The sequence below is a fragment of the Buchnera aphidicola (Macrosiphoniella sanborni) genome, assembly GCF_005080885.1.
Lineage (GTDB): Bacteria > Pseudomonadota > Gammaproteobacteria > Enterobacterales > Enterobacteriaceae > Buchnera > Buchnera aphidicola_AU.
The window spans coordinates 1-25424 of the sequence record NZ_CP034864.1 but is presented as its reverse complement, the minus strand read 5'-3'; the positions used below and the strand labels follow the sequence as shown (position 1 = coordinate 25424).

Below are 25424 nucleotides of genomic sequence, written 5' to 3'. Positions count from 1 at the left end.
AATAATTATTTACATCTAATTTTCTATAGCTATTTTTAATTTTTTCATTGCATTCTTTTCTAATTGTCGTACTCGTTCTGCTGAAATTCCATAATCATTAGCTATAGTCTGTAAAGTATTTTTTTTACTTTCATCTAACCAACGTGCATAAATTATATTACGACTGCGTTCATCTAATCTCGATAAAGCATTACTTAATTTATTAGTAGCATGTTTTGCCCAATTATCTTGTTCAACACCATTAGCAAAATTTGATTTTTTATCTTCCAGATACTGAATAGAAACATTTGTTTTTCCATCTAATTCTTCATCTGGTAATGGATTGAGAGTAATATCTTGAGCAGACATACGTGATTCCATTTCTCTTACATCTTTACTACTGACTCCTAATTCTTTGGCAACAATTTTAATTTCTTCTTCATTAAACCAACCTAATCTTTTTTTTGTTTTTCTAAGATTAAAAAATAACTTTCTTTGAGATTTTGTAGTTGCAATTTTTACAATGCGCCAATTTCGTAAAACATATTCATGTATCTCAGATTTAATCCAATGAACAGCAAAAGAAACAAGACGAACTCCTATTTCTGGATTAAATCTACGTACTGCTTTCATTAATCCTATATTACCTTCTTGTATAAGATCAGATTGAAGTAGACCATAGCCTGAATAATTACGTGAAATATGAATGACAAAACGGAGATGAGATAAAATTAAAGTTTTTGCAGCATCTAAATCACTATCATAACGTAATCGTTTAGTTAATTTTTTTTCCTCTTCAATTGAAAGCATTGGCCATAAATTAGCTATTCTAATATAAGCATCTAAATTACTTGGTGGTGTTACAGACAAAATCTGTACTTTTTCAATCATTTTAATTCCCGCATCAATGAATTATACATACTGAATTATTAACATGTGGGACGCATATATAATACTGTAATTAAAAATATAAATCAAAAATTTATATTAGATGATTAATACAATTTTTATTATAAAATAATATTATTTAATTATATTTTCTTTTTTTGTAAACAAAGATTGAATAAAATCTTGACTGTTAAATACACCTAAATCTTTTGAATCTTCACCGATGCCAATATAACGAATTGGAATTTTAAATTGATCTGCTAAAGAAAAAATAACTCCTCCTTTTGCAGTTCCATCTAATTTAGTAATTACAATACCAGTTAAATTTAACGCACGATGAAATATTTCTGTTTGTTGTATAGTATTTTGTCCATTGCAAGAATCAACAATTAACATTTTTTCATGTGGTGCAGATATATCTATTTTTTTAATAACTCGAACTATCTTTTTTAATTCTTCAATTAAATGTAATTTATTATGTAACCTTCCAGCCGTATCAATAATTAATACATCTATTTTTTTTGATTTTGCTGATTTTATTGCATCAAATATTACTGCCGCCGGATCAGAACCAGAATGTTGCGCTATTACTGGTATGCTATTTAATTTACCTAATATTTGTAATTGTTCTATCCCTGCAGCTCTAAATGTATCCGCAGCAGCTAACATAACAGACTTTCCTTCAGATTTATATTTTTTTGCTAACTTGCTTACAGTAGTCGTTTTTCCAGCACCATTAACTCCTACTACTAAAATTACAAAAGGCTGATATCTAGAAATTTTTAAGGGAACTTCTACTGTTTTTAAAATATTATACATATTTTGCTTTAATAAAAAATAAAGTTTTTCAGAACTTTTTAAATCTTGACGATTAACATCTGCAATTAAATTATTAATAATTCGATGAGTAGTATTAATTCCAATATCAGCAAGTAACATTTTTTCTTCTAATTCTTCAAAAAGAACATCATCTATAGTTTTTGATAAAAAAATATTATTAATACTATCATTGAAAAATTGTTTTGTTTTTTTTAACCCCCTTTTCAAACGCGAAAAAAAACTTTTTTTTATAATATTATTATGATTTATATCATTTATAATTTTTTTATTACAATTATTCAATACTTCTAATTTATCTTCTTTTATTATATTACCATTTTGCATTAAAGTATTTTCTGAAATATATATTTTTGTATTATCATAATCATCATTATTTTTTTTTTCATTGTTATCTTGTATAATATTTTTTGTTTTCTGTTTTTTAATTTTAGAACTTAACCAAGAAAAAAAACTACCTTTTTTACTATTAATCATATTCTGTACCTTCATAGTTAAAAAAATATTTTAAAAATAAAAAATTGTATTTTTAAAATATTAAAAAATATATTTATTAGCATTATGATTGAAAACATAATAAATTCTGTCATTAATAAAAATCATCTAATAATATGAATAATTCTTTTTTAAAAAAAAATAATAAAGTTTATATTAGTTCGGGAAAATTTAAAGGTAGAAAAATATCTTTTAATAATTGTGATCATTTGCGTCCTACTATTAATAGAATAAGAGAAACATTATTTTCATGGCTATCTAAATATATTAAAAATGCAAAATGTCTTGATTGTTTTGCAGGTAGTGGAGCACTAGGTATCGAAGCCGTATCTCATTATGCAGAATCTTCCACTTTATTAGAAATAGAAAAAAAAACATTTTTAAATCTTAAAAAAAATATCAAACAATTAAAAATATCTAATATAAAAATCATACATACTAATACTTTTTATTGGTTAAAAAAAACTGGAAAACCATATGATATAATCTTTATTGATCCTCCCTATTATCAAGGATTAGTAAACAAAACGATTAATTTATTAATAAATAAAAAGTGGATAAAAAAAAACTCGTTAATTTATATTGAACAAGAAAAAAAAGAACCTCTTACCACACCAAAAAATTGGAATTTATATAAATATAAAACTACAAATCAGATACAATATTATCTTTACATTGTCGATTCATAAAAAAATACTCATATTAGTATGTTGTATATTAAACAATTAATAAACTAAAATAATGTAAAATTATTTAAAATTATATCGGGTAAAATATTTATGAAAATTCTAGTTTCTAATAAAATAACTCTTGATACATTTTGTCATAGTCCTAAAAAAATAATAGATAACTCACATACAGGAATTGTAGAAATCTTAAAAAATAATTCAACTATTTGTTATGTTATTACTCCTATTATGTTTAATAAAATATTTAATTTAAAATATAAAACAATAGGTTATGAGAATATAAAAAAAAATAATATAAATAAAAAATTTTCTATGCATCCAAAATGGACTCCGGATAAAGACTTTATACGTCAAGCAGCATTATGGGGTATTACATTAACTGAAGCAGTATCAGAATTTGAACTTGCTTGTTTTATCTCTTACTGGCAAGCAGAAGGATGTTTTTTTTATCACATACAATGGCAACAAAAATTAGCTAGAAGTTTACAAAAAAGCCGATCTATTAAATATACACCAAATAAAAAACGAGACATAACATATATACCAAAACCAGATCAAACGATACCAGATGGATTTCGAGGTAAATAATGACATTTTCTACTGAATTCTTGAAACGTCTTCAACGTCTTATGCCTAAGAATATAAAACCTAAATTTGATAATGATGAAGATTTGTTAGCTTGGAATCAAGAACAGGGGAGATTGTCTTCTGAATCAATATTACGTGAAAATAAAGCGATGAAAATGCAACGTATTTTAGGAAGATCAGGTATTCGAGAATTATATATGAATTGCTCATTTGACAATTATAAAATTGAACACGATGGACAAAGGAAAGTACTGAAAGCATCAAAAAAATATGCTGAAAAATTTAATGAAAATATTGCAAGTTTTATTTTTTCAGGTAAACCTGGTACTGGAAAAAATCACTTGGCATCAGCGATAGGAAATTATTTAATTCTACATGGTAAAAGCATTTTACTTGTTACAGTCGCTGATTTAATGTCAAATATGAAAGGTACATTTAGTGGAACAAGTAATATGACTGAAGAGAATTTATTACATAATCTTAGCAGTGTTGATTTGTTAATGATTGATGAAATTGGCATGCAAACTGAATCTCGTTATGAAAAAGTTATTATTAATCAAATAGTCGATAGAAGATCATCATCTAAACGTTCTACTGGTATGTTATCTAATTTAGATCATAAAGGGATGAAAAATTTATTAGGTGAAAGAGTTATTGATAGAATGCGTTTGGGTAATAGCTTATGGCTTACTTTTGAATGGGATAGCTATAGAAAATATGTTAAAGGAAATGAATATTAATAAAACATTCTTTATTTAAGTCGAGATACATATTGACCAGATCTTGTATCTATTTTAATTATATAGCCGATCTGAATAAATAATGGTACTTTTACAATAGCACCGGTAATTAATTTAGCTAATTTTGTGCTGCCAGAAGTATTTACTGTATTACCTTTTGCTACAGGTTGTACATCTATTACTTTAAGATTAACAAAATTTTTAGGTAAAATAGAAATAGGTTTGTTATTCCAAAAAGTTACAGTACAGATATCTTGTGGTAATAACCATTTTCTATAAGTTCCAATAATCCTTTTCTCTATTGATAATTCTTCAAAAGTATTATTTTTCATAAAGTACCAAAAACGACCATTATTATATAAATAAGATAAAGTACATTCTTGAATATTTGCTATTTCTAAATAAGCTGTAGATTTAAATGTTTTTTCTATTAATTGTTTTGTTAATAATTTTCTCATTTTTACTCGAAAAAATGCTTGACCTTTACCTGGTTTTACAAATTCACTAGATTCTATTACACATGGTTCTTGTTCAAATATAATTTTACAACCTGAACGAAAATGATTACTAAATCCCATATTAACCTTAATATATATTTAAAATGTACATTGTAATAAACAAAAAGTAATAAATATAATTTTTTCATAAATTTTAAAACTTTCCTCAGAAAAATAAACCTGAGGAAAGATATTGGAAAATTAATTAAAAATTATGAAAAAAATTAATCTCTTCTTACATCATTCCACCCATACCACCCATTCCTCCCGCAGGAGCAGTGTTAGCATCAGAAGATTTATCTTCTTTTGGTAAATCAGTTACCATACATTCTGTTGTAATCATTAGACCTGCGACAGAAGCTGCGTATTGTAAAGCAGAACGTGTAACTTTAGTAGGATCTAATATTCCAAACTCTATCATGTCACCATATTGATCACTAGCGGCATTATAACCATAATTACCGTGTCCATCTTTAACATTATTAGTAACTACAGAAGGTTCTTCACCTGAATTTGAAACAATTTGACGTAATGGTGCTTCCATCGCACGTAAAGCAACTCGAATACCTACATTTTGATCTTCATTTTGACCACGTAAATTAGATATTTTACCTGCTACACGTACTAACGCAACACCACCACCAGCAACAACACCTTCTTCTACAGCTGCACGAGTCGCATGCAATGCGTCTTCAACACGAGCTTTTTTCTCTTTCATTTCTACTTCTGTAGCTGCTCCAACTTTAAGTACTGCAACTCCTCCTGATAATTTTGCTAAACGTTCATTTAGCTTTTCTTTATCATAATCAGAAGTAGCTTCTTGAACTTCTTGTCGAATTTGACTAATACGACTATGAATTGCGTGTTTTTCTCCTGAACCACCAATAATAGTTGTAGTATCTTTATTAATAACAACACGTTTCGCTTGACCTAAATCTTCTAAAGTAGATTTTTCTAATTCCATAGCTAATTCTTCGGAAATAACAGAACCACCAGTAAGAATTGAAATATCTTGTAACATTGCTTTACGACGATCACCAAATCCAGGAGCTTTAACTGCTGCAACTTTTACAATACCTCTCATAGAATTAACAACTAAAGTTGCTAACGCTTCACCTTCTAAATCTTCTGAAATAATTAATAACGGTTTTCCTGATTTTGCAACAGATTCTAATATTGGTAACATTTCACGAACATTAGATATTTTTTTATCAGCCATTAAAATATATGGATTTTCTAATTCCACAATACCAGTTTCTGGCTTATTAATAAAATACGGAGATAAATAACCTCGATCAAACTGCATTCCTTTTACAACTTCAAGCTCGTCTTGAAGACCAGTGCCTTCTTCTACCGTAATAACTCCATCATTACCTACTTTCTCCATTGCTTCTGCAATTAAAGAACCAACTTTTTCATCCGCATTAGCAGAAATAGTTCCTACTTGTGTAATAGCTTTAGAATCAGAACATGGAACGGATAGATTTTTTAATTCTTCTACAGCACTAATAACAGCTTTATCAATTCCACGTTTAAGATCCATTGGATTCATACCTGCTGCTACTGCTTTTAAACCTTCATTCACTATAGATTGTGCTAATAATGTTGCTGTTGTGGTACCATCACCTGCTGCATCATTTGCTTTTGATGCAACTTCTTTTACCATTTGAGCACCCATATTTTCAAATTTATCTTCTAGTTCAATTTCACGAGCTACAGATACACCATCTTTTGTAATACTAGGAGCTCCAAAAGATTTATCTAACACAACATTTCTACCTTTTGGACCTAAAGTTACTTTTACTGCATCTGCTAATACATTTACTCCACGAAGCATTTTAATTCGAGCTTCATTTCCAAATTTTACATCTTTAGCGGCCATTTTGACATTCCCTTAAATAAATTTTTCAATGGATATAGCATATAGTTTATTTATTACTCTTCAACAATTGCTAAAATGTCACTTTCAGTTAAAATTAACACTTCTTCATTATCAATTTTTTCTGTTTTTGCACCATAACCTTCATTAAAAATAACAACATCACCAATTTTAACATCTAATGGTTTAATTTCTCCATTATCTAATACACGTCCTTTACCTATAGCTGTAACTGTTCCACGAGTTGATTTTCCCGCAGCAGAACCTGTTAATACAATGCCACCTGCAGATTTTGATTCAACTTCTTGACGTTTAATGAGCACACGATCATGCAATGGACGAATTTTCATATGATAATGCTCCTGTGAATAATCCTGATAAATATTTTTTTAATATAAAATGTAAATTTAATGTATGTTCCTAATTTTAAATATAAGGATCTTTCTTAAAACTTTCAAGGGTAAAAATTACTTTTTTAGTATAAATATATATTTTTTATATTTTTAACAATTTTTTATTAAAAATTACATAAATAATGTTATTAGTGAAGTTTTAAGAATGAAAAATATTGACAAAGTTTTATATTTAATGATTTAATATAAAATAAGCCCGGATAGCTCAGTTGGTAGAGCAGGGGACTGAAAATCCCCGTGTCGGTGGTTCAATTCCGCCTCCGGGCAAATTATGTAAAATAAAACTATTTTTTTTGCTTATATTTTATATTTACTTACCTATACAAAAATTAGAAAAAATATTATTTAGTAAATCAGAAGAAGTATATTTTCCTGTAATTTCATCTAAAAATCTTTGAATAATATTCAAAGATTCAGCTAAACATTCAACATTCTTAAATAATTTCCATTCTTTTCTTGCTGATAAAAATTCTTTATATGCTAAATTAATTTGATTAATATGACGACGACGAGCAAGAAAAATACTTTTTACACTTATATTTTTTTCAACTTTCATAATATGTGCACGTAATATATCAATACCTTCACCTGTTTTTGCTGATATATGAATGCATGATGCATCTTTTATTGTTTCAACATAACACTGACTCTGCACTAAATCGTTTTTATTTAAAGCAAAGGTTATTGGAACCTTATAATGCAAGAGATTAAAAATAAATTCATGATATATTTTTTTTTGTTCAGGTATATTCATTGTTTTATCAATTACGAATATAATATGATCAGATTTTTTTATTTCTTTCAAAGCACGAACAATTCCAATATTTTCTACTTTATTCTTCGTATGACGTAGACCAGCAGTGTCAATTAATTCACAGGTAATACCATTAATATTAATATGCTCATATAATAAATCTCTGGTAGTACCAGGAATATTAGTAACTATAGCTCTGTTAGAAGATGATAAAATATTTAATAAACTTGATTTTCCTGCATTAGGAGCACCTACAATTATTATTTTCTTCCCTTCTCTTAACAAATTTCCTTCTTCTGCTGTTTTTTGTATTTTGAAAAATTTTTCATCTAATTCTTCAAATTTTATATTCACTATATCTTCAATATTAATATCAATATCTTCTTCTGAAAAATCTATGTTAGATTCTATATACACACGAAATTCTATAATTAAATTTATTAATTCTTTAATAAAAAAAGAAAAATTACCTTGTAATGAATGTAATGACGCACGTAGAGACGACTCTGTTTCTGCGTTAATCAAATCATCAATTGATTCAGCTTGAATTAAATCCATCTTACCATTCAAAAACGCACGCTCAGAGAATTCTCCTGGTTTAGCTATTCGAACATCTTTACTAATAGATAAAATTCTTTTAATTAATAAATCTATAATTAATGGACTACCATGACCTTGCAACTCTAATACATCTTCACCTGTAAAAGAATGGGGCGTAGGAAACCATAAAGCAATTCCTGTATCTAATATTTGATTATTTTTATCTAAAAATCTTGAATAAGTAGCAAATCTGGCTACAGGAATCTGTCCTAAAAGTGCCACAGCAACTGTTTTCGCTTGTATACCAGATATTCTTAATATTCCAACTGCACTTTTACCTGGACAAGTTATTTGAGAAACAATAGTTTCATTATAAATCATAAAATATTTTCTTTATGTAGATTGGATGTTAAAAAATTTGTCTTATCTATTTGAAAATTATATTTGATAATGATTTTTATTATATTTTATATGAATGAGATAAAAAAAACTTTTGTTGTATAATAGTAACTAAATTACTTATGATATAATATAAAACCAGACCTGAAGGAAACCATAGAAAAAATACTGTGAAAATTACAGGCATAAAATTCATAATATTTTTTTGCAGTGGATCTGTAATATTATTATTAGAAGATGTTTGTTGAACAAAAAACATTGTTAAACCCATCATAATCGGTAATATATAATATGGATCTTGACTAGATAAATCATGAATCCATAGTATAAAAGGTGCATGACGCAGTTCAACAGAACTTATTAACATATAATAAAGAGATAAAAAAATTGGCATCTGAACAAAAATAGGAAAAAATCCACCGAGAGGATTAATTTTTTCTTTTTTATATAAAGCGATCATTTCCTTACTAATTCGTTGTTTATCATTTTGATATTTTTCTTTAATATCTTGAATTTTAGGTTGTAATGAACGTATTTTTGACATAGAAATATATTGTGCTTTTGTTAAGGGATAAGTAATACCTTTCATGATAAAAGTAATAAGAATAATCGAAAAACCCCAATTACCTGACATATTATATAAAATAGTCAATAACTTAAATAATGGTTGAGATAAAAACCAAAGCCAACCATAATCTACTGTCAAATCTAAATATGGTGCAACTGATTTCATTTCCTTTTGTATTTCAGGACCAATCCATAATTTTGATTTTATAATCGATCGAGAATTAGGTTTAATATTAATTGTAGGAGACTTATAGCCAATTGCAACAATTCCATTTTCTAAATTAGATGTATATAATATATTTTGACCTAGATTTTGAGGAATCCATGCTACTGCAAAATATTGCTGTAACATTGCAACCCATCCATTTTCAGTAATAATATTTAAATTTTGATTATTAGCAATAGTATCAAATTTGTATTTTTCATATTTTTTATCAATGCTTGAATAAGCCGCTCCGCGAAAAGTTTGAAGCGCAAAATTTTTACTATAAATATTACGTTCTTCAGGTAAAATATTAGTTTGTTTTATTTGACCAAACATATTCATTTGCAAAATATGATGAGTTGAGTTATAAATATCATATTCAACTTCAATATCATATCTATTTGATTTTAGAATAAAAGTTTTTTTATAAATTACACCTTCATCACTTACCCATGTTATAGGAACACGTAATTCTTTTTCATTATTTTTTAATTCAAAAAAATTTTTATTAGAAAAATACAATGGTCTACTATTATTTATAGTATCATCCGGACCATCTTTCCCAATTAAGCCACTTTGAGCCTGATAAACAAAATCAGATGTGGTATCAAGTAACTTCAAAGGTTGAGATGAATGTAGTTGATCTTTATATATAAGTAAAGAGGCTTTTTCAATATCTCCTCCATACATATTAACTACCAAACTCACTACATTATTTCTAATGATGATCTGTTTAGCATTCGTTTTTGTATTAGCAATATGAAATATAGGATCTATTTTTCTATTTTTTTTACTATTTAAAAAAGATTGATTTTGCCAAGCTTGCCAAATTAAAAAAGAACAAAATAAAAAAGCAAAAATAAAAAAATTACGTTGTACTTCCATGATTAATATTCACTTTTATCTTTAATTTTTAAGATACATTATTTTTTTACCTAGATTTAAAGAATATTACTTTAATAAATTTTGCATGATTAAAAAATTTATAAAATATATATAAACATAGAATAAAATAAAAATTTATATTATTTTCAGATAATTTAAATTAAATGAATAATAAAATTAATTATAATAATGTGACCATAAATTATTTAACATATCTATAATGCATTTATTATTTAAATAAATAATATTTTTTTTTGCAATAACTACAAAATCCATTGATAGTAATTGATGTTGTAATAAACGAAAAGTTTCACGAATTAAACGCTTAATTGAATTTCGTGTATGAGCATATTTAATGTTTTTTCTCGGTATACTAAGACCTAATCTGGGGTATCCTAAAGTATTAAAACGTCCTAAAATACTTGCCTCTAAAGTATTTTGTTTGTGAGAAGGCTTATTAAAAACATCTTTAAAATTTATAGATCTCAATAATCGTTTATTCTTTTGAAAAAAATAATTAAACATAATATCAACCTGTTACTTACTTGAAACAGTTAAACGTGTTCTTAACTTAGCACGTCTTCGTGATAAAATATAACGGCCATTTTTAGTTGCCATACGCATTCTAAAACCGTGTGAACGATTACGTTTTAATATTGAAGGTTGAAAAGTTCGTTTCATTTTAATTGTACCTAACTATTTTATAAAAAATCATGTATGAGATTGCATCTTACTAAGATTAATTATTCTATATAATATAGTCAATGAACTTTATTTATAAATCAAAAATATAAAAAATATTCATAAAAATATTTCATAATAATAATCTATTTAGAAAAAACCGATCTAAAAAAATATTTTTAATTTTATATTCTGTTATGATGACTGTATTTTTATTAACAAAAATTTTATTAATAAGAATAATAGTAGATCTAAAATCACTTCTTTAGATAAATAAAATATCTCAAAAATATATTATATCCTTTTCGTTATACTCACCAATCTTAAACTGTATAACTTTTAATATAAAACAATATAATTTTATATTAACACTTTGTATAAAATTATATAAATCAAAATAAATATATATAAAAAATCATTTTGTAAATTTTATTTTTATTAATTTTGTTCGCTGGGAGTCTACCGTGTCACTTTGTCTTTGGAAACAGTGTCTTGACCGGTTGCAAGATGAGCTTCCCACCACAGAGTTTAGTATGTGGATACGCTCTCTGAAAGCCAAAATAAACAATAATATTTTAGAAATATATGCTCCGAATGAATTTGTTTTAGACTGGGTACAAGATAAATATTTAATGCATTTAAAAAAAATACTACAAGATTTTTGTGGTACTAATTCTCCATTAATTAAATTTAAAATATATCAAATTTATAAAGAGAAAAATCTAACAAAAAATGTTTCAAACAATTCTTATAATAAGAATACAAAACTTATCTACAATAAAATACCATTATTTAAAAATATTTCTTATTATTCTAATATTAATAAAAAACATAATTTTGAAAATTTTATAGAAGGTAAATCTAATCAACTTGCACGATCTGCAGCATTTCAAGTAGCAAAAAAACTGAGTTATTCTTATAATCCATTATTTTTATATGGTGCAACAGGATTAGGTAAAACTCACTTGCTTCATGCTATAGGAAATGAAATCTTAACATATAAATATAATATTAAAATCATTTATATGAATTCTGAACGTTTTGTGCAAGATATGGTTAAAGCATTAAAAAATAATTCTATTGAAAAATTTAAATTATACTATCGTTCTGTTGACGTCTTACTAATTGATGATATTCAGTTTTTTGCACATAAAGAACATTCACAAGAAGAATTTTTTCATACATTTAATGCTTTACTAGAAGGTAATCAACAAATTATTTTAACCTCTGATCGTTATCCTAAAGAAATTAATGGTGTTGAAGATCGTCTTAAATCAAGGTTTAGTTGGGGTCTTACTGTTGCAATAGATCCACCAGAATTAGATACTAGAATAGCTATTCTCATCAAAAAAGCTGATGAAAAAAATATCATTTTATCTCATGAAGTTGCTTTTTTTATTGCTCAAAATTTAAGTTCTAATGTACGTGAATTAGAAGGTGCTCTAAATCGAGTAATTATTAATTCTCGTTTTACTCATCAAACTATTACTGTAGATTTTGTCAGAGAGGCACTACAAGATATACTTGCTCTCCAAAAAAAACTTGTTACTATTGATAATATTCAAAAAAAAGTTGCAGAATATTATAAAATTAAAGTAAGTGATTTGTTATCTAGAAAACGTTCACGATCAATTGTACGTCCAAGACAAATGGCTATGGCAATGGCTAAAAAATTCACAAAACATAGTTTACCTGAAATTGGAGACGCTTTTAGTGGCAGAGATCATACTACAGTATTACATGCATGTCGTAAAATTAAACAATTGCAAGAAGAAAATAATGAAATTAAAAAAGATTTTTTAAATTTAATTAAAACTCTCTCAATGTGATCATATGAAATTTAATATAAAAAACAATATTTTAATTCAAAATTTACAAAAAATAAACAGATTTGTCACAAAAAATACTTCTTTCCCTATATTAGAAAATATATTAATTTCTATAAAAAATAAAATTTTGTCATTAACAGCAACAAATTTAGAAATTGAATTAATTTCAAATATTGAATTATCGACGGACCATATTCCAGGTAGTACTACTATTTCTGGACGTAAACTTTTAGATATTTGTCGTAATTCATTAAATCTTTCAGATATTAAGATGCAATTAAAGGGAAACAAAATGCATATAATTTCTGGTAAGAGTAACTACATATTAACAACACTATCATCTGAACATTTTCCCAATCATAATAATTTTCATTATATTTCAGAATTTTTTATAAATTCAAACATTTTAAAAAATATGATAGAAAAAACTCATTTTTCTATGGGCAAGCAAGATGTAAGATATTATTTAAATGGTATGTTATTAGAAAAAATAGACTGTGCACTTAATATGGTCGCTACAGATGGATATCGTTTGGGAATTTCAAAAACTATTTTAAAAGAAAAAAAAATAAATTCTTTTTCAATTATAATTGCAAGAAAGGGAATTGCTGAATTATATAAATTATTAAATACTCCTCAAAAAGAAATAAAAATTTTAATTGGTCAAAATCATATTAGAATATATATAGAACAATTTATTTTTACTGCTCAACTGATTGAAGGAACATTTCCTAATTATGAAAGTGTGTTATTCCAAAAAAAAAATAATAGTATTATTTTTAATTGTAAATTATTAAAACAATCATTATTACGTGTTGCTATTCTATCACATGAAAAATTTTGTGGAGTAGAAATTCATATTAGAAACGGTCAATTTAAAGTATTATCTGATAATCAAGAAGAAGAAACAGCAGAAGATATGTTTAATATAAATTATATAGGCCCTGAAATAGAAATATCAATTAATGTTTATTATATATTAGATATATTAAATTCTATTAATAGTGAAAATATTCTCTTATTCTTAAATCATTCTAATAATTCTATACAAATTGAAGCGGAAAATGATACTTCAACTAAATATGTTGTAATGTTATTAAAACGCTAAATATTTTTTTAAAATTTTTATTAATATAATATTAAAAATAATTTCAATATTTCTTCTTTTTTATAAAAACACAGGAAAATTATGAATTATACATATAACTCTTCTCATATAAAAATTTTAAGAGGATTAGACGCTGTTCGTAAAAGACCAGGCATGTATATTGGTGATACAGATGATGGTAGTGGATTGCATCACATGGTTTTTGAAATAGTTGATAATGCTATAGATGAAGCATTATCAGGTTACTGTAAAGAAATTCAGGTTGTCATTCATGCAGACAATTCTGTATCTGTTCAAGATGATGGTCGAGGTATTCCAACTGATATTCATCCCGAAGAAAACATTTCAGCTGCCGAAGTTATTATGACAGTATTACATTCTGGGGGAAAATTTGATAATTCTTCATATAAAATATCAGGAGGATTACACGGTGTTGGAATATCAGTAGTCAATGCTTTATCAGAAAAGTTGGAATTAATAATTTATAAAAATAAAAAAAAATATCAACAAATATATTACAATGGCAAACCACAAAATTCCCTCTCTATTGTTAGTTCAACTAATTTATCAGGTACATACATAAGATTTTGGCCGAGTTATAAAACTTTCACTAATAATGTAAAATTTCAATATGATATTTTATCTAAACGTTTACGTGAATTATCATTTCTTAATTCAAATATTACGATTTATTTAGAAGACCATAGATCTAATATTAAAAATTGCTATCATTATAAAGGTGGAATTAAAGCTTTTATTAAATTTCTAAATATAAAAAAAATACCAATTCATCCAAAAATATTTTATTTTAAATCTAAAAAAGAAAAAATAGAACTAGAAGTAGCTATGCAATGGAGTGATTCACATCAAGAAAACATACTATGTTTTACTAACAATATCCCACAAAAAGACGGAGGAACACATTTAGCAGGTTTTCGTGCAGGCATGACACGTACATTAAATTTGCATATCGAACGAGAAGGATATAACAAAAAAAATAAAGTTACTATTATAGGAGAAGATACACGTGAAGGATTAACAGCTATTATATCAATAAAAATTCCTGACCCAAAATTTTCATCTCAAACTAAAGACAAACTAGTTTCTTCTGAAGCAAGATCAGTAATCGAATCATTAATTAACGAAAACCTAATTGAATATCTTTTAGAAAATCCTACTGATGCAAAAGTTATCATTCAAAAAATTATTAATGCCGCAAAAGTAAGAGAAGCAGCAAAACGTGCTAGAGAAATTAATAAAAGAAAAAATATATTAGATTTAGGAACTTTACCTGGTAAATTATCTGATTGTCAAGAAAATGATCCAAAATTTTCAGAAATTTATTTAGTAGAAGGTGATTCAGCAGGTGGATCAGCCAAACAAGGTAGAAATCGAAAAAATCAAGCTATTTTACCTTTAAAAGGAAAAATATTAAATGTTGAAAAATCAAAATTTGATAAAATGATTCTTTCTCAAGAAGTTGCTTCTCTTATTACTGCTTTGGGATGTGGAATCGGAAAAAATGAATTTAATATAGATAAACTAAGATATCATTATATTATTATAATGACTGATGCTGATATTGATGGAGCACATATTCGAACTCTTCTTTTGACTTTTTTCTATCGTCAATTACCTCAACTCATTGAAAAAGGATATATTTATATTGCACAACCGCCATTATATAAACTGAAAAAAGGAACTAAAGAAAAATATATTAAAAACGATGAAGAAATGAATCAATATCAAATAAAAAATTCATTAAAAGATCTAACTTTAAAAAACATTTCATATCCTAATGTTAATATTGATCTTAAAAAATTTAAAAAAATTATTTATGATTATAATCATATTCAAAAAATTATGGAAAATAGTAAATATTATTTTCCTAATATTATTTTAAACGAATTAATTTATCATGACTGTTTAAATAACTTAAACAACAGAAAAATAGTAAAAAATTGGATTGAAAAATTAGCACAAAAACTCAATGAAAAAAATCAAAATAATTGTATATATTCTGCTGAAATAAAAAACAATCTTGATAATAATATCTATGAACCTAATATAAAAATGTCTCGATATGCATACTATAAAACATATGAATTCAAAGAATCATTTTTTAAAAGTAAAGAGTATTTATTAATTAGCAATTTAGGTAAAAACTTTAAAAAATATTTTCCTGATAATATTGTAATCGAAAAATCAGGACTAACATATAGAATAGATAATATAAAAAACACATTAGAATGGTTAATTGAACAATACAAACATGGTTTATTTATACAAAGATATAAAGGTTTAGGAGAAATGAACCCAGAACAATTATGGAATACAACAATGAATCCTGAAACTAGAAATATGTTACAAGTAACAATTGAAGATGCCAGTTCAGCTAACAATTTATTTAATACATTAATGGGAGATGCAGTAGAACCAAGACGAAAATTTATACAAGAAAATGCTTTGAAAGCAGAAAATATTGATGTTTAATTTTTTCTAATACTTGCGGCAGGAAATTACCAGCCGCGAAAATTAATTTTCATCTGCATTTATCCATCATTTCAAGTACACGTAATTTTGCAATTTCTTGAGAAATTTTTAATAAAATTTCATCCTTTTTCGTTTTAATACTTTCATTTTTTATATTTTCTTCAGCATTTTTTTTGGTCTTTAAAATACGATTGCGATCTAAATCAATAGCACGAATAGCTACATTAGCTAAAATAGATACAACAGAAGGTTGTATTTCTAGTATTCCACCTGAAAGATAAATACATTCTTCTTTTTTTTCTTCTTGATGAAAAATATATATCATTCCAGGTTTAATAATACTTAATAATTGTGTATGTCCTGGATAAATACCTAGTTCTCCTTCACTACCAGTCACTCGTATCTTTTTTACAAAACCAGAAAATATACGTTTTTTCAAACTAACAACATCTAAATAAAAACTCATATATATATCCTAGTTATTTTAAAAATTATATTTTTTTTGCTTTTTCTATAACATCATCAATAGAACCAACCATGTAAAATGCTTGTTCAGGTAAAGTATCAAACTCTCCTTCTATTATACCTTTAAAAGCACGAATATTATCTTTTAATCTAACATATTTACCTGGAATACCAGTAAAAACTTCTGCTACAAAAAATGGTTGAGAAAAAAATCTTTGTATTTTTCGTGCTCTAGATACTAATAATTTATCTTGTTCAGATAACTCATCCATACCCAAAATTGCAATAATGTCTTTTAATTCTTCATATCTTTGTAATATTGATTGAACACTTAAAGCTGTTCGATAATGTTCTTCACCTACAATATAAGGATCTAATTGACGACTGCTTGAATTTAAAGGATCAATAGCGGGATAAATACCCAGTGATGCTATTTGACGACTTAATGTAACAGTCGAATCTAAATGTGCAAATGTTGTTGCAGGTGAAGGATCAGTTAAATCATCAGCAGGAACATATACTGCTTGAATAGAAGTTATAGAACCTTTTTTAGTTGATGTAATTCTTTCTTGTAATGTACCCATCTCTTCTGCTAAAGTTGGTTGATAACCTACTGCTGATGGTATACGCCCAAGTAAAGAAGACACTTCAGTTCCTGCTAATGTGTAACGATATATATTATCAATAAATAATAATACATTTTTTCCTTCATCACGGAATTTTTCTGCAATAGTTAAACCCGTAAAAGCAACTCGCAATCTATTTCCTGGTGGTTCATTCATTTGACCATATACTAACGAAACTTTATCTAATACTTTCGACATTTTCATTTCGTGATAAAAATCATTACCTTCTCGAGTTCGTTCTCCTACTCCAGTAAATACTGAATAACCAGAATGTTCTAAAGCTATATTACGAATTAATTCCATCATATTAACTGTTTTTCCTACACCCGCCCCTCCGAATAAACCAACTTTTCCACCTTTAGAAAAAGGACAAATCAAATCAATAACTTTTATACCTGTTTCTAATATTTCTCTAGAACTAGCTTGATCTTTATAACTTGGAGGAGATCGATGAATTTCCCAATATTCAATTTCTGATGTATTGTGATTTTTTAAATCACCTTTATTATCTATTGTTTCACCTAAAACATTTATAATACGTCCTAATGTCACTTCTCCTACTGGTACTTTTATATAATGACCAAGATTCCTTGCAATTAAACCTCGTTTTAAGCCATCAGATGAACCCATAGCAATAGTGCGAACTATTCCCGCACCTAACTGTTGCTGTACTTCTAATATAAGCTTATATCCCTCATTTAGAACTTCTAAAGCATGATATATTTTTGGAACTGAATCTTGATTAAATTCTACATCGACTACAGCTCCAATAATTTGGATAATTTTTCCAGTAGCCATTCTGTTTATACCTCTAACAAATATTTAATCAATTGCAATTGCAGACGCACCCGAAATAATTTCAGTTAATTCTTGAGTAATATTAGCTTGACGTACTTTATTATAAATTAACTGTAATTCTTTAATACGATTAGTACTATTATCTGAAGCTTTTTTCATTGCAATCATACGTGCAGCTTGTTCACTCGCGATATTTTCTAAAATACTTTGATATACTTGAGATTCGATATATCGATTAAATAAAGTATCTAAAATAATTTTAGATTCTGGTTCATATAAATAGTCCCAATTTTTTTTATAACTTATATTTTTGCTTTTTTTTATATTAGAAACAGGAAGTAATTGAACAACTTTTGGATATTGAAGCAGTTTATTATGAAATTGATTATACGCAATAAAAATTTTATCAATTCGTTCCGATTGATATTCTGTCAAGATTATCTTGACAGAATTAAACACTTCATTTAAATCAGGATTTTCTCCTAAATTAGTGATTTTTGCCAAAATATTGCTTCCGAATAATTTAAATACTGATAAACTTTTTAAACCAAATAATATTAAACTACATGGAACATTAATTTTAGCAAATTTCTGAATCGTAAATAGTACTTGTTTAAAAAGATTGGTATTTAAACTACCACATAATCCTCTATCAGAGGATATAATAATTACACCAATACGTTTCACTGCTCGCTCTTTTAAATAAATATGTTTGTATTCTAAATTTCCTTCTAAGACATGATTAATCACTTTTTTTATAGTATCAGAATATGGTCGACCAAATTTCATTCTTTCTTCAGTTTTTCTCATTTTTGAAACTGCAACCATTTCCATAGCTTTTGTAATTTTTTTAGTATTAATAACACTAGTAATCTGATTGTGTATATCTTTTTTGCTGGCCACTATTTTCTCTTCGTTACTTATTTTTAAAATTGATTTTTTTTAAAATCAGTAATTATTTTTCTAAACTGCTCTGCTATAGAAAGATCAAAAGTACCCTCTATATTTATTTTTTCCATAAATTTAAAAAAATAATGATTGGCATAAACTAAAATTTCTTTTTCAAATCTTATTATTTCAGCTAATGGAACATCATCTAAAAAATGATTTTCAATCATAAAAAGTATCAAACTTTGTTCAGAAATAGATAAAGGTGAATATTGTTTTTGCTTTAATAATTCAGTAATCTTCTCTCCATGATGTAATTGTTTTCTTGTTGTTTCGTCTAAATCAGAAGCAAATTGAGAAAATGCTGCTAATTCATGATATTGAGCTAATGCTGTACGAATACCAGAAGATAATTTTTTAACTATTATACTTTGTGCAGCACTACCTACTCGGGATACAGATATACCAGGATTTACAGCAGGACGAATACCAGAATTAAATAAACTAGCTTCTAAAAAGATCTGACCATCTGTAATAGAAATAACATTTGTAGGAACAAATGCAGAAACATCTCCAGATTGTGTTTCAATAATTGGTAAAGCTGTAATCGAACCTGTAGTATTTTTTAAAACTTTATTTTTATTAAGATTTTCTATATATTTTAAAGAGACACGAGATGCTCTTTCTAATAAACGAGAATGCAAATAGAATATATCTCCAGGAAATGCTTCTCTACCAGGTGGTCTGCGTAATAACAAAGAAATTTGACGATATGCAATGGCGTGTTTTGAGAGATCATCATAAACAATTAAAACATCTTGTCCTTGATCTCTAAAATATTCTGCCATTGCACAACCAGAATATGGTGATAAATATTGCAAAGATGCAGCTTCTGATGCTGAAGCAACGACTACAATAGTATTAAATAAAGCATTATTTTCTTCTAATTTTTTAACAACATCTATAGTTGTGGATAGTTTTTGTCCAATAGCAACATAAATACATTTAATACCAGATTTTTTCTGATTAATAATTGTGTCTATTGCAAGTGATGTTTTCCCTGTTTGTCTATCTCCAATAATTAATTCACGTTGTCCTCGTCCAATAGGAATCATAGAATCAATTACTTTATAACCTGTCTGTATTGGTTGATCAATAGATTGTCGATCAATTACTCCAGGTGCATCTCTTTCTACTGGAAAATAACCATCATTTTTAACGGAACTTTTTCCATCAATAGGAGCACCTAATGCGTTTACAACTCGCCCTAAGAAATTCGTTCCAACTGGAATTTCTAAAATTTTACCTGTACACTGAACTTGCATTCCTTCCGTAATATGAATATAAGAACCCATCACTACTGCTCCAACAGTATCTCGTTCTATATTTAAAGCAATTGCATATTCATTATTAGGTAATAAAATCATTTCCCCTAACATTACATTAGAAAGACCATTGATTCTTATAATACCATCACTTACAGAAATAATAGTACCTTCATTATATGATTGATTAAAAACTTCAAATTGCGCTATTCTTTCTTTAATCAATTTACTAATTTCTATAGAATTTAATCTCATATATCATTCTCTTACGAATATAAATCTGAAGATAATTGCTTAAGATGATTTACAATAGAAAAATCAAAAATAATATCATCTTTTTTAATAATTATACCACCAAGTATACGAGGATCAACTCTACACACTAGCTTAACCTTTTTTGAAAAGTACTGTTCTAATATTTTTTTAATTTTTATAACATCTTGTTCTTGTAAGGAACATGCTGTACTCACTTCAATTATTAAAATATTTTTATATTGTGTTTCTAACCTTGAAAATTTTTCTAATATATTATTTAATATTTGAAAACGTTGATTTTCAGCTAATAACTTAATAAAATTTTTTGCATTTTCATGAACAATATCTTCACTAATTGTAATAAATATTAATGATAAATACTTTGGAGCAAGAGCACCTGATAAAAAATTTTTAATTTTTTTACAAGAAGCAATTTTATTAATAAAAATTAAAATCTTCTTCCATTCTTCAATATTATTCTGTTCCATAGCTATTTCAAAAATAGCTTGAGCATAAGGTCTTGCAATAGTATCAAACACTGACATTAATTTTTTACCTTAGTTAAAGAAGTAACTAATTCAGCTAAAAAATCTTGATTATCGTTTTTAGAAATATTTTTTTTAATAATTTTTTCTGCAATTAAAATTGACAAATCTATTATCTCTTTATGTAAATTTTTGCGTACTTCCATAATACATACATCTATTTCTGATTGCGTATTAAGAATAACTTTTTTACTCTCTAATAAAGCATTTTTACGTGCTTCATCTAAAATTAATACTTTTTGCTTATTAGCTTCATTTAAAATATTCGATGCTTTCTTTTTAGATTCTAAAATATTTTGTTCTATTTTTTTTTGAACAACATATAATTCATCTTTAGCTTTTTGAGCATTTATTAAAGATTCTTTAACTTCTTTTTGTCTAGTCTCAATTGCTAAAATAATAGGCGGCCAAACATATTTCATACAAAACCAAACAAAAATAAAAAATGAAATTGCTTGTCCAATAATTGTCGCATTAAGATTCACAGTAATACACCTTAAAAAATATAAATTTAAAATAATAATAATAAGTAAAAATTAATCTTTACGTTATCTAAAAAAACGTAAAGATCTTATAGTTAGTATTCTAAAAAAAATAGTATTCTAAAAATACAAAAAAAAAAAAAATAATTATACATTAATTTCTATAAAAAATAATAAAATTACGATATAGCAAAAAGCATATATAAACCTAAACCAACAGCAATCATTGGAATCGCATCAACTAAGCCCATAACAACGAAAAACTGTGTTCTTAATAACGGAACTAAATCGGGTTGTCTAGCAGCTCCTTCTAAAAACTTACCACCTAAAATTCCAATACCAATTGCTGCTCCAATTGATGCCAATCCTACCATTATAGCTACTGCTATATAAAGTATGTCAACATTTAAATTTCCCATCATCAACTCCAATTTTTAACAAAATCATAATCATAATCAATTTTAATCTTTATGAGATTGAGAAGCCATTGATAAATAAACAATTGTTAATACCATAAAAATAAAAGCTTGTAGTGAAATTATTAAAATATGAAAAATAGCCCATGGTACATTTAAAAAAAACTGTGACCACCATGGAAGAAAACCTGAAATTAAAATAAAAATCATCTCACCTGCATACATATTACCAAATAATCGTAATCCTAAAGATATTGGTTTAGAAATCAATGAAACCACTTCTAATACTAAATTAAATACAAAAAATACAGGATGGTTAAAAGGTTGTAAAGTAAGTTCTTTTAAAAAACCTATATATCCTTTCATTTTTATAGTGTAAAAAATAATTAAAATAAACACACCCAGTGACATAGATAAAGTAATATTAATATCTGCAGAAGGTACAACACGCATAGCTGGCAATTTAAAAATTTTTTCAAAAATAAATGGAATAAAATCAATTGGAACCAAATCCATGAGATTCATTAAAAAAACCCAAACAAAAACTGTTAATGATAGAGGTGCAATTAAAAAATTTGTACCTATATACATATTTTTTACATTTAAGTCTATAAATTCACAAACTAGCTCAATTGCAGCTTGTAACTTATTAGGTACACCAGTATTAATTTTTTTTGCAACAATATAAAAAAAACTTAAAAAAAAACAACCAAGTATCAAAGAAAAAATTATTGAATCAATATTTATAATCCAAAAATAAGAAGAGACTTTTCCTGGTTCAACAATATTAAAATGACGTAAGTCTATTTGCAAATGATTTAAATGATGAATAATATATTTTTGAGGATCAGATATTTTTTCTAAGATCATATTCTTCTCTTTTTAAATTTTTCTAAGATCATATTCTTCTCTTTTTAAATATATATCTTTTTAAACATATAATATAATTTTTAAATGATTATACAACAAAAAAAATTCAGTAAATATTTAACATTGAGTAAATATTCAAAACTATTTTGATAGATATAATAATTATTTCATACAATTAAATTGAACATAACATTTGATAATTATTGTAAATACGACTGTTTTTTTAAATGTATTAATAAAATTGAAATAGCAGCTGGTGTAATACCAGAAATACGTGATGCTTGACCAATAGAAATAGGTTTATAATCATTTAATTTTTGAGCTACTTCAGAAGATAAACCTTTTATTTTATAATAATCACAATTAGGTGATAAAAAAGTATTTTCATTTTTTTTTTGTCTATTAATTTCTTCTAATTGTCTTTTAATATAACCATGATATTTAATTTCATTTTCTATTTGTTCAATTGCTTGTAAATCAACAATTCCATTTTTTAAAATACCCAAAAACTGTAATTTTTTATACTGAATATCTGGTCGTTTTAGCAAATCAATTATGCTTTTCTTTTGAATTATATTAATATTATATACTTTATTTAAAGTATTTGCATTAGATGACATAGGATGGATTTTAATTTTCTTTAAACGATTCATTTCTTGTTGAATATTTGATAACTTTTCATGATAACGTATCCATCTTAAATCATTTACTAAACCAAATTTACGACCAATTTCAGTTAAACGTAAATCTGCATTATCTTCTCTCAATATCAAGCGATATTCTGCACGTGAAGTAAACATTCGATATGGTTCTTTTGTTCCCTGTGTAGTCAGATCATCTATTAAAACACCTAAATATGCTTCATGACGTTTAGGAAACCAATTTTCAAGATTTTTTGCATGTAAACCTGCATTTAATCCTGCTAACAATCCTTGTGCTGCTGCTTCTTCATAACCTGTAGTTCCATTAATTTGACCTGCAAAAAATAATCTTTTAATTAATTTACTTTCTAAAGTCAATTTTAAATCTTTAGGATCAAAAAAATCATATTCAACAGCATATCCAGGAGCAATAATTTTAGATTTTTCCAAACCTTTTATTGAACGTAATATTTTTTCTTGCACTTCTAACGGAAGACTTGTTGAAATACCGTTAGGATATATTTTAATACTCGATAACCCTTCAGGTTCTAAAAATATTTGATGAGATTTTTTTTCAGGAAAACGTATAATTTTATCTTCAATAGAAGGACAATATCTTGGTCCTATACCTTTGATTATACCCTTATAAATTGGACTATAACACAAATTTTGACGTATTATTTCATGCGTCTTTTCATTAGTATGCGTTAAATAACATGGGATTTGTTTAGGATGATTCGAAACATCTCCTATAAATGAAAAAACAGGAATAGGAACATCACTATTTTGAATAAATAAACCATGAAAATTAATAGTATTAATATCAATACGAGGTGGTGTTCCTGTTTTCAATCTATTAACTCTCAAAGACAATTCTCTTAAACGCAAAGATAAATCAACAGAAGCTTTACCACCTATTCTCCCAGCTGAATAACTATTTAATCCTATATGTATTTTTCCACCTAAAAAAGTACCTGCTGCTAATATAACTGATCTTGAATAAATATTCATCCCATTTTCTAATAAAACACCAAGAACTGTATAATTTTTAATAATTAAATCTTTTACTTCCGCTTCTAAAATTAATAAATTATCTTGTTTTTCTAAAATAGTTTTTAGAGTCTGATGATAAAGCAATCTATCTGCTTGAGCCCTAGTAGATCTTACAGCAGGACCTTTTTTAGAATTTAAAATTCTAAATTGAATTCCTGAATAATCAATCACTGTTGCCATGATACCACCTAATGCATCTATTTCTTTTACTAAATGACTTTTCCCGATACCTCCAATAGCAGGATTACACGAAAGAACTCCTAAATCTGTAATTTTTTGAGTTAATAGTAATGTTTGACATCCCATTCTAGACGAAGCCATAGCTGCTTCAGTCCCAGCATGTCCTGCACCAATAACAATAACATCAAAATTTCTTAAATACACCATATACAAAAACCTTTAAAAACATTGATACTAAATATAATAATATTTAATTCAAGATAACACATGTTAATATTAAATATAAAGTTTTAAAAGAAAGATATTTTTTTCTTTTAGATTCTTTTTATATCTTTTATTCTTTTATGTTTATGTTTTAAAAAAAATAAAAAAAAATAATAATAATATTATTTATTATTATTAGTAAAAGTAAAA

General features: G+C 26.2%; 24 protein-coding genes and 1 tRNA gene. 7 read left to right on the top strand and 18 right to left on the bottom strand.

What is annotated here, in order from left to right; all coding sequences use genetic code 11:
- Window positions 1-15 precede the first annotated feature (15 nt).
- Together rpoH and ftsY are read right to left on the bottom strand one after the other, a co-directional pair.
- On the bottom strand, window positions 16-870 hold the full coding sequence (gene rpoH / locus D9V74_RS00125; protein WP_158362144.1) for an RNA polymerase sigma factor RpoH: 855 nt from the start codon (window positions 868-870) through the stop codon (window positions 16-18).
- Between the two features lie 132 nt (window positions 871-1002).
- Window positions 1003-2181 (bottom strand): signal recognition particle-docking protein FtsY, encoded by a 1179-nt coding sequence (ftsY, locus tag D9V74_RS00120; RefSeq protein WP_158362141.1) that lies wholly within the window; start codon window positions 2179-2181, stop codon window positions 1003-1005.
- 134 nt (window positions 2182-2315) lie between these two features.
- Between ftsY and rsmD the strand changes: the two genes are divergently transcribed.
- The 3 genes from rsmD to dnaC all read left to right on the top strand — a co-directional run bounded on the left by rsmD (window position 2316) and on the right by dnaC (window position 4216).
- Window positions 2316-2888 carry a 16S rRNA (guanine(966)-N(2))-methyltransferase RsmD gene (gene rsmD / locus D9V74_RS00115; protein ID WP_158362139.1) on the top strand — a complete coding sequence of 191 codons (573 nt, stop codon included), beginning with the start codon at window positions 2316-2318 and terminating at the stop codon, window positions 2886-2888.
- 90 nt (window positions 2889-2978) lie between these two features.
- Complete coding sequence (dnaT, locus tag D9V74_RS00110) at window positions 2979-3476, top strand: primosomal protein DnaT (protein ID WP_158362137.1); 498 nt, start codon at window positions 2979-2981, stop codon at window positions 3474-3476.
- The gene (gene dnaC, locus D9V74_RS00105; protein ID WP_158362135.1) at window positions 3476-4216 is read left to right on the top strand and encodes a DNA replication protein DnaC; all 741 of its coding nucleotides are present in this window, start codon (window positions 3476-3478) and stop codon (window positions 4214-4216) included. Before dnaT ends, dnaC begins: the two co-directional genes overlap by 1 nt.
- Window positions 4217-4227: 11 nt before the next feature.
- Here dnaC and efp read toward each other — a convergent pair whose 3' ends face one another.
- The 3 genes from efp to D9V74_RS00090 all read right to left on the bottom strand — a co-directional run bounded on the left by efp (window position 4228) and on the right by D9V74_RS00090 (window position 6942).
- Window positions 4228-4794, bottom strand: coding sequence for an elongation factor P (gene efp / locus D9V74_RS00100; protein ID WP_158362133.1), 567 nt, complete (start codon window positions 4792-4794; stop codon window positions 4228-4230).
- A 154-nt stretch (window positions 4795-4948) separates the two neighbouring features.
- Window positions 4949-6595, bottom strand: coding sequence for a chaperonin GroEL (gene groL / locus D9V74_RS00095; RefSeq protein ID WP_158362131.1), 1647 nt, complete (start codon window positions 6593-6595; stop codon window positions 4949-4951).
- A 53-nt stretch (window positions 6596-6648) separates the two neighbouring features.
- Complete coding sequence (locus tag D9V74_RS00090; RefSeq protein ID WP_158362128.1) at window positions 6649-6942, bottom strand: co-chaperone GroES; 294 nt, start codon at window positions 6940-6942, stop codon at window positions 6649-6651.
- A gap of 257 nt (window positions 6943-7199) precedes the next feature.
- Here D9V74_RS00090 and D9V74_RS00085 point away from each other — a divergent pair.
- Window positions 7200-7272: transfer RNA gene (locus D9V74_RS00085), tRNA-Phe, on the top strand.
- Window positions 7273-7315: 43 nt separating this feature from the next.
- On the opposite strand, the gene mnmE is transcribed toward D9V74_RS00085, so the two are convergent.
- From mnmE to rpmH, 4 genes are all read right to left on the bottom strand, one after another.
- Entirely contained in the window at window positions 7316-8680 is a 1365-nt protein-coding gene (gene mnmE / locus D9V74_RS00080) for a tRNA uridine-5-carboxymethylaminomethyl(34) synthesis GTPase MnmE (RefSeq protein WP_158362126.1), read from the bottom strand.
- 79 nt (window positions 8681-8759) lie between these two features.
- Entirely contained in the window at window positions 8760-10355 is a 1596-nt protein-coding gene (gene yidC, locus D9V74_RS00075) for a membrane protein insertase YidC (protein WP_158362124.1), read from the bottom strand.
- Between the two features lie 177 nt (window positions 10356-10532).
- Window positions 10533-10880 (bottom strand): ribonuclease P protein component, encoded by a 348-nt coding sequence (gene rnpA / locus D9V74_RS00070; RefSeq protein ID WP_158362122.1) that lies wholly within the window; start codon window positions 10878-10880, stop codon window positions 10533-10535.
- Between the two features lie 12 nt (window positions 10881-10892).
- Window positions 10893-11036 carry a 50S ribosomal protein L34 gene (rpmH, locus tag D9V74_RS00065; RefSeq protein WP_158362120.1) on the bottom strand — a complete coding sequence of 48 codons (144 nt, stop codon included), beginning with the start codon at window positions 11034-11036 and terminating at the stop codon, window positions 10893-10895.
- 464 nt (window positions 11037-11500) lie between these two features.
- Between rpmH and dnaA the strand changes: the two genes are divergently transcribed.
- From dnaA to gyrB, 3 genes are all read left to right on the top strand, one after another.
- A complete protein-coding gene (gene dnaA, locus D9V74_RS00060; protein WP_158362118.1) occupies window positions 11501-12865 on the top strand; it encodes a chromosomal replication initiator protein DnaA in 1365 nt (454 codons plus the stop codon).
- A 4-nt stretch (window positions 12866-12869) separates the two neighbouring features.
- Window positions 12870-13973 carry a DNA polymerase III subunit beta gene (gene dnaN / locus D9V74_RS00055; RefSeq protein WP_158362116.1) on the top strand — a complete coding sequence of 368 codons (1104 nt, stop codon included), beginning with the start codon at window positions 12870-12872 and terminating at the stop codon, window positions 13971-13973.
- A gap of 81 nt (window positions 13974-14054) precedes the next feature.
- Window positions 14055-16466 carry a DNA topoisomerase (ATP-hydrolyzing) subunit B gene (gene gyrB / locus D9V74_RS00050; protein ID WP_158362113.1) on the top strand — a complete coding sequence of 804 codons (2412 nt, stop codon included), beginning with the start codon at window positions 14055-14057 and terminating at the stop codon, window positions 16464-16466.
- A gap of 49 nt (window positions 16467-16515) precedes the next feature.
- On the opposite strand, the gene atpC is transcribed toward gyrB, so the two are convergent.
- The 9 genes from atpC to mnmG all read right to left on the bottom strand — a co-directional run bounded on the left by atpC (window position 16516) and on the right by mnmG (window position 25217).
- Window positions 16516-16938, bottom strand: coding sequence for an ATP synthase F1 subunit epsilon (atpC, locus tag D9V74_RS00045; RefSeq protein ID WP_187308549.1), 423 nt, complete (start codon window positions 16936-16938; stop codon window positions 16516-16518).
- A gap of 19 nt (window positions 16939-16957) precedes the next feature.
- The gene (atpD, locus tag D9V74_RS00040) at window positions 16958-18355 is read right to left on the bottom strand and encodes a F0F1 ATP synthase subunit beta (protein WP_158362109.1); all 1398 of its coding nucleotides are present in this window, start codon (window positions 18353-18355) and stop codon (window positions 16958-16960) included.
- Window positions 18356-18379: 24 nt separating this feature from the next.
- On the bottom strand, window positions 18380-19258 hold the full coding sequence (atpG, locus tag D9V74_RS00035; protein ID WP_158362108.1) for a F0F1 ATP synthase subunit gamma: 879 nt from the start codon (window positions 19256-19258) through the stop codon (window positions 18380-18382).
- A gap of 23 nt (window positions 19259-19281) precedes the next feature.
- A complete protein-coding gene (atpA, locus tag D9V74_RS00030; protein ID WP_158362107.1) occupies window positions 19282-20823 on the bottom strand; it encodes a F0F1 ATP synthase subunit alpha in 1542 nt (513 codons plus the stop codon).
- Between the two features lie 11 nt (window positions 20824-20834).
- Window positions 20835-21368: a F0F1 ATP synthase subunit delta gene (locus D9V74_RS00025; protein WP_158362106.1), complete on the bottom strand. Its 534-nt coding sequence runs from the start codon at window positions 21366-21368 to the stop codon at window positions 20835-20837.
- Complete coding sequence (locus D9V74_RS00020) at window positions 21368-21853, bottom strand: F0F1 ATP synthase subunit B (protein ID WP_158362105.1); 486 nt, start codon at window positions 21851-21853, stop codon at window positions 21368-21370. The genes D9V74_RS00025 and D9V74_RS00020 overlap by 1 nt, the downstream gene beginning before the upstream one ends.
- Window positions 21854-22029: 176 nt before the next feature.
- Window positions 22030-22269: a F0F1 ATP synthase subunit C gene (gene atpE, locus D9V74_RS00015; RefSeq protein ID WP_158363100.1), complete on the bottom strand. Its 240-nt coding sequence runs from the start codon at window positions 22267-22269 to the stop codon at window positions 22030-22032.
- Window positions 22270-22311: 42 nt separating this feature from the next.
- Complete coding sequence (gene atpB / locus D9V74_RS00010; RefSeq protein ID WP_158362103.1) at window positions 22312-23136, bottom strand: F0F1 ATP synthase subunit A; 825 nt, start codon at window positions 23134-23136, stop codon at window positions 22312-22314.
- Between the two features lie 200 nt (window positions 23137-23336).
- The gene (gene mnmG / locus D9V74_RS00005; RefSeq protein ID WP_158362101.1) at window positions 23337-25217 is read right to left on the bottom strand and encodes a tRNA uridine-5-carboxymethylaminomethyl(34) synthesis enzyme MnmG; all 1881 of its coding nucleotides are present in this window, start codon (window positions 25215-25217) and stop codon (window positions 23337-23339) included.
- Window positions 25218-25424: the final 207 nt, after the last annotated feature.